Source organism: Salipiger sp. HF18 (genome assembly GCF_011806505.1).
In the GTDB taxonomy this organism is placed as follows: domain Bacteria; phylum Pseudomonadota; class Alphaproteobacteria; order Rhodobacterales; family Rhodobacteraceae; genus Salipiger; species Salipiger thiooxidans.
Map to the genome: position 1 here is coordinate 1 of NZ_JAATOS010000239.1, position 6185 is coordinate 6185.

7 protein-coding genes are annotated in these 6185 nt (G+C 67.5%); 3 read left to right on the top strand and 4 right to left on the bottom strand.

Features of this window, described 5'->3' with window-relative positions; all coding sequences use genetic code 11:
• Positions 1-248 precede the first annotated feature (248 nt).
• The 3 genes from hisH to fabB all read right to left on the bottom strand — a co-directional run bounded on the left by hisH (position 249) and on the right by fabB (position 2994).
• Positions 249-884 carry an imidazole glycerol phosphate synthase subunit HisH gene (hisH, locus tag HC022_RS17055; protein WP_167453228.1) on the bottom strand — a complete coding sequence of 212 codons (636 nt, stop codon included), beginning with the start codon at positions 882-884 and terminating at the stop codon, positions 249-251.
• Positions 885-947: 63 nt separating this feature from the next.
• Entirely contained in the window at positions 948-1739 is a 792-nt protein-coding gene (locus HC022_RS17060) for an enoyl-ACP reductase (RefSeq protein WP_089961768.1), read from the bottom strand.
• A 25-nt stretch (positions 1740-1764) separates the two neighbouring features.
• Positions 1765-2994 carry a beta-ketoacyl-ACP synthase I gene (gene fabB / locus HC022_RS17065; protein WP_167453229.1) on the bottom strand — a complete coding sequence of 410 codons (1230 nt, stop codon included), beginning with the start codon at positions 2992-2994 and terminating at the stop codon, positions 1765-1767.
• Between the two features lie 260 nt (positions 2995-3254).
• Between fabB and HC022_RS17070 the strand changes: the two genes are divergently transcribed.
• Complete coding sequence (locus tag HC022_RS17070) at positions 3255-4211, top strand: hypothetical protein (protein WP_167453230.1); 957 nt, start codon at positions 3255-3257, stop codon at positions 4209-4211.
• Positions 4212-4470: 259 nt separating this feature from the next.
• Here HC022_RS17070 and fabA read toward each other — a convergent pair whose 3' ends face one another.
• Complete coding sequence (fabA, locus tag HC022_RS17075; RefSeq protein WP_040384155.1) at positions 4471-4980, bottom strand: bifunctional 3-hydroxydecanoyl-ACP dehydratase/trans-2-decenoyl-ACP isomerase; 510 nt, start codon at positions 4978-4980, stop codon at positions 4471-4473.
• A gap of 179 nt (positions 4981-5159) precedes the next feature.
• Between fabA and irrA the strand changes: the two genes are divergently transcribed.
• The gene (gene irrA, locus HC022_RS17080; protein WP_008884686.1) at positions 5160-5579 is read left to right on the top strand and encodes an iron response transcriptional regulator IrrA; all 420 of its coding nucleotides are present in this window, start codon (positions 5160-5162) and stop codon (positions 5577-5579) included.
• Positions 5580-5772: 193 nt separating this feature from the next.
• Positions 5773-6185, top strand: a 413-nt coding sequence (locus HC022_RS17085; protein WP_254885143.1) for an FAD-binding oxidoreductase, incomplete at its 3' end; no start/stop codon positions are given.

Consider the following 6185-nt stretch of genomic DNA (forward strand, 5'->3'; position numbering starts at 1 on the left):
GGCGGGCGTGGCGCGTTCGGTGAGGTTTGGGCCCGGGTTGCCGCGGTGGGGCGTCGTGGCGCCGCGGCGCGGGTTTGGGATCGGGCGCGGCCGGGGAGGTTAGAGGCGCTGACAAACGCCATGGGGCGTCAGGTTTCGCCGATCTGATCACGGCTTGGTTCGGCTGAAGACCACCCACTCAACGAGATCTTGCCCGGGAGGGTGCCCAGGCACCCCGCCGGTCGAGATCTCGCTCTTTCGGTGACCTGTCAGGGGCGCCAGGTCAGGAAGTTGGCGATCATGCGCAGGCCGGTGGCGGCGCTTTTCTCGGGGTGGAACTGCAGGCCCACGACGCTGTCCCTGGCCACGATGGCGGTGACGTCGCCGCCGTAGTCCACGTGGGCCACGCGCTGCGCCGGGTCGCTGAGGCGCATCTGGTAGGAGTGCACGAAATAGGCGTGATCGCCGGTGGCGATGCCGTCGAGCACCGGGTGCGGGCGGTCGACCACGAGGTCGTTCCAGCCCATGTGCGGCACCTTCATCGCGGGATCCGAGGGCGCGATGCGCTCGACCTCGCCGTCGATCCAGCCGAGCCCGTCGGTTTCCGTATACTCGTGGCCCTTGCGGGCAAGGAGCTGCATGCCGACGCAGATGCCGAGGAAAGGCACGCCGCGGCGCTCTACCGCCTCGACCATGGCCTGGAAGCAGCCCGAGCGCCACAGCGCGGCGGCGCAGGACGGGAAGGCGCCGTCGCCGGGCAGCACGATGCGGTCGGCGCCGGCCACGGTCTCGGGGTCGGTGGTCACCACGACCTCGCCGGCACCCGTCTCCTGCGCCATGCGCTGGAACGCCTTCTCGGCCGAGTGCAGGTTGCCGCTTTCGTAGTCGATGATCGCCGTCAGCATCCGTGCCGTCCTTTCCGGTTCGCCCGCGACATGCGCCGCCGGGGCGGGCACGTCAAGGCAGGCTCAGAGGTTCTCGTATTGCGGCATGCCCAGCACGTGGTAGCCGCAATCGACGCGGATGGTCTCGCCGGTGGTGCAGGCGCCCGCGTCCGAGACCAGGAACACCGCGGTGCCGCCCACCGCCTCGAGCGTCGCGTTCGAGCGCAGCGGGGCGTTCTGCTCGGTGAACTTGTAGGTCTTGCGCGCGCCGCCGATGGCCGCGCCGGCCAGCGTCTTCATCGGGCCGGGGGAGATGGCGTTGACCCGGATGCCCTCGGGGCCGAGGTCGTTGGCGAGGTAGCGGGTCGCCGATTCCAGCGCCGCCTTGGCCACGCCCATGACGTTGTAGTTCGGGAACACCCGGGTGCTGCCGTCATAGGTGAGCGTGAGCAGCGTGCCGCCGTTCTCGACCATCAGCGGGTGGGCGCGGCGCGCCACCTCGATGAAGCTGTAGCAGGAGATGTCGAGCGAGTTCTTGAAGTTCGCCCGGCTGGTGTCGAGGAACCGCCCGGTGAGCTCGGACTTGTCCGAGAAGGCGATGGCGTGCACCAGGAAGTCGATGGTGGGCCAGCGCTCGGCCAGCATCGCGAAGCCCGCGTCGAGCGAGGCATCGTCGGTGACGTCCACGTCCACCATCAGGTCGCTGCCGACCTGGGCCGCGAGCGGTGCGAGTCGCTTGCCGAAGGCCTCGCCCTGGTAGGTGAAGGCCAGCTCGGCCCCCGCCTCGTGCAGGGCCTTCGCGATCCCCCATGCGATGGAGCGGTCGTTTGCCACTCCCATGACCAGCCCGCGCTTGCCCTTCAGTAGCTCCGACATATCTCGTTATCCATTGTTTTTCTTGTTAATCGCGATAGCGGCTCAGCAGCATGGACCCGTTGGTCCCGCCGAAGCCGAAGGAATTCGTCATCACCGTGTCGAGCCCGGCGTTCTCGACCATCGCGGTCGCGATCTCGGCCGGATCCAGCGCCTCGTCGAGGGTCTCGACGTTGATCGAGGGGATGATGAAATCATGTTCGAGCGCCAGCAGGCAATAGATCGCCTCCTGCGCGCCGGTGGCACCCTGGCTGTGGCCGGTCATCGACTTGGTGGAGCTGACGGGCGGCGTGCTGCCGGTGCCGAAGACGCGGCGCACGGCCTCGATCTCGCCCACGTCGCCGACCGGGGTCGAGGTGCCGTGCGCGTTGATGTAGCCGACCTTGCGGTCCTCGGGCAGGGTCGACAGCGCCAGCCGCATGGCGCGCTCGCCGCCCTCGCCGGAGGGGGCGACCATGTTGTGGCCGTCCGAGGTGGCGGCGTAGCCGGTGACTTCGGCGTAGATCCTGGCGCCGCGGGCACGGGCGTGCTCGAGCTCTTCCAGCACGATGATGCCGCCGCCGCCGGAGATGACGAAGCCGTCACGGTCCTTGTCGAAGGCGCGGCTGGCCTTCTCGGGCGTGTCGTTGAAGTTCGAGGACATCGCGCCCATGGCGTCGAAGAGGCAGGAGAGCGTCCAGTCGAGCTCTTCGCCGCCGCCGGCGAACATCACGTCCTGCTTGCCCATCATGATCTGCTCGGCGGCGTTGCCGATGCAGTGCAGCGAGGTCGAGCAGGCCGAGGTGATCGAGTAGTTGATGCCCTTGATCTGGAAGGCGGTGGCGAGATTTGCCGACACCGTCGAGCACATCGCCTTGGGCACAGCGACCGGGCCCACGCGCTTGGTGCTGCCGGTCTTGAGCACGGTCTGGTGCGCGGTCAGCAGCGCCGAGGTGGAGGGGCCGCCGGAGCCCGCGACCAGGCCGGTGCGCGGGTTGATGACGTCGCCTTCCTCGAGGCCGGAATCCGTGATCGCCTGCTGCATGGCGATGTGGGCATAGGCCGCTCCCGGGCCCATGAAGCGCAGGGCGCGCTTTTCCACGTGCGCGGCGACGTCGATGTCGACGGCGCCGGCCACCTGGCTGCGGAAGCCGTGTTCCTTCATCTGCTCGTTTGCGGTGATGCCCGAGCGGCCCGCCTTCAGCGAGGCGAGCACCTCTTGGGCATTGTTGCCGATGGACGATACGATGCCCAGTCCGGTAACGACGACGCGGCGCATGCGTGCCTCCTCATATTGGTTGGCGCCTTAGTAGTGCACGGAGGGTGGCAGGTGCAAGAAGGTCGGCTGCCGCGCGGGAACCGGGCTGCGCCAGGCGGGAGGGCCTGGGCGCGGGATTGGGCAGGCGGGGCTGCGCTGTCGCAGGATACTCAGCTTTTGATGAGTCATATGTCATTAAACACATCCTATGGGGTATGTGGATCGCCGTTTGAGCGGTATCCTGCAGCAAATCCATTTCATTTCGCGATCGGGAGATTGATATGCCCATTTCGATCGAGGACGCCCGCCGGATCCTTCGCGAGGTCCTGCTGCGGGGGCCGAACGACCCCGAGCGCTCCGGCGGACGCATCCAGGAACTCTACGACAAGATCCGTTTCAGTTTCGACGGGCGGCGCGGCACGCCGAAGGTGACCGGGGTCGGGCTGTCCGCAGAGGGGGGCGAATCGCGTCTGGTGATCTTTCTCGAGGAGGAACTCGACGGCTTCGCAGGCGTGGTGCGCGAGGTGCTGGGGCTCAGCGCCTTCGACATCACCGAGCGCACGAGCGGGCCCATCCTGCCGCGCGCGCGTCCGGCGCAGGGAGGGGACTCGCTGGGCGAGGGCCGTGCGGGCGGCGAGAGCGGCACGCTCGGGGCGCTGGTCAAGAACGCCGCGGGGCAGCGCTTCATCCTGACCTGCAATCACGTCGTGGGGGCGGTCAACCAGGCGCGCCCGGGCGATGTCGTCTGGCAGCCCTCGGCGCGGGACGGCGGAGGGGCGCGGGACAGCATCGGCACCGTCCACCAGATCCACACCATCGACCTGACGGGCACCGGTTTGAACCATATGGACGCGGCATTGATCGAGCCGGACAACGTCGGCGACGTGATCGACGGGGTCATCGTGCTGGGCAGCATCAACGGGACAGCATCGGGGATCGCGCTGCAGGATCCGGTGCGCAAGTATGGCTGGCAGACCCAGAGAACCGACGGGCACTACATGTTCAAGATGGACTTTCTCATGCCCTACGCTGGGCATGGCACCGCGCTTTTCGTCGACCAGCTCGGTATCGTGGACAATGTCGGGGCCTTCGGTCAGGGCGGCGATTCCGGGTCCGTGGTGCTCGACGCGAAGGATCAGCTCGTCGGTCTGTACTTCGGCGATGCCGCGGCGATCAGCATGAGCTTCGCCAACCCCATCGAACCGATCCTGAGCCATTTCGGCGTCTCGCCGGTGTGAGGCGGGCCTTTCCCTCCGTTGGCGATCAGGGGACCGTTCACGATGAGCTGTCGCGTGAAGACGCTGGCCCCAGCAACGCCGCCTCCGCGCGCCCGACGAGGGACGGAGCCCGAGGCGTCATTGCGGGCCTATACCGCCAACATGAGCCGAGGCGGGGACGTCGCCGGCATCAGGTCTCGGGAAAAGCGTTCGGGAAGGACCGTCGGGCAGGACCGCGCGCGGGCGCGGTCGCTGCTGGCAGACAAGGGACGCGGAGGGCTCAGCTCTCGCTGAGCGCCACCTTCATGTCCTTGACCTCGTAGATCACCTCGCCGTCGGCTTCGACGATGCCGTCGGCGACGCCCATGGTCAGCCGGCGGGTCTGCACGGCCTTGGTGAAATCCACCTTGTAGGTCAGCATCTTGCGGTCGGGACGGACCATGCCCTTGAGCTTCACCTCACCGACGCCGAGCGCATAGCCGCGCCCCTGCCAGCCGCGCCAGCCGAGGTTGAAGCCGGTCAGCTGCCAGAGACCGTCGAGGCCGAGGCAGCCGGGCATGATCGGGTTGCCGGGGAAGTGGCAGTCGAAGAACCAGAGGTCCGGCGTGATGTCGAATTCCGCCAGCACGTGACCCTTGCCGTGCAGGCCGCCATCCCCCGACACCTCGGTGATGCGGTCCATCATCAGCATGGGCGGCGCCGGAAGCTGCGCGTTGCCGGGCCCGAAAAGCTCGCCACGGGCGCATTTCAAAAGGTCTTCCTTGCCGAAGCTGGTAGGGTAGTCGGCCATCTGCACAAGGCCCCTTGTTGCTTGATTTTCAGGTTGCGCCCCCCTCTATCATCGCGAAAGCGCGCGTTGCAAGCCTGCCGCGAGGGCGCCGGATGGCACGGGGAGCAAGGATTTCCATTTGAATTCTCCCTTGGGGATTCCCTATATATATGTGCGGAATGCAACGAACCGGATAAGGCATGACCTCGGAAGCTGTTCAGAGAGGCACGGAGTGGCTGGGACGCGTCGGACTGCGCCCCACGCGTCAACGCGTCGCGCTGGCGGCGCTGCTGGTCGGTGACGGCCGCAACCGGCACGTCACGGCCGAGAGCCTGTTCGCCGCAGCCAAGGACGAGGGTGACAGCGTTTCGCTGGCGACCGTCTACAACACCCTGCGCGCCTTCTGCGACGCGGGGCTGATGCAGGAAGTCACCGTCGACGGCTCGCGCAGCTACTTCGACACCAACATCCACGAGCACCCGCATTTCTACTGGGAAGACGACGGCCATCTCACCGATGCGCCTGCCGACCAGATGGTGATCTCGCGGCTGCCCGAGGCGCCTCCGGGCGCCGAGATCGCGTCGGTCGACGTGGTCATCCGGCTGCGCAAGCGTCACTGAGCCGCAGGGTCCGCTCTGCGCCGGGCTGACCTCCGTCCTGCCTCTGCCTGACATCTGTCAAAGCGCGGCACACCGCTCGCCTGCCGTCCTCCAAGGCGTCGGCCCACGGTCCGCGTGATATCGGTCAAAAAGCACCGGCCCCCGGAACCGCGTTCGGCGCGTGGTCGTTTCCTTGCCAAAAGGAGGCACCATCATGACCCGCAAGCTCACGCTCAGATCCATCACCGCCGTGACCCACGACACCCATCACCTGGTGTTCGACCGTCCCGACGATTTCGACTTCGCCCCGGGGCAGGCGGTGGACATGGCGCTCGACCGCGACGGGTGGCGCGAGTCCCGCCACCCGTTCACCATGACCTCGCTGCCCGGCGAGGAGACGCTCGAGTTCGTCATCAAGTCGTACCCGGAAGACGCCGAGGGCCACGAGGGCATGACCGCCCGGCTGGGGCGAATGCAGCCCGGCGACGCGGTGCTGGTCGAGGATCCCTGGGGCGCGATCCAGGACGAGGGCGACGGCGTCTTCATCGCCGGCGGGGCGGGCGTCACGCCCTTCATCTCGATCCCGCGCAAGAAGCTCCACGAGCGCGGCACGCTCGAGGGCAACAC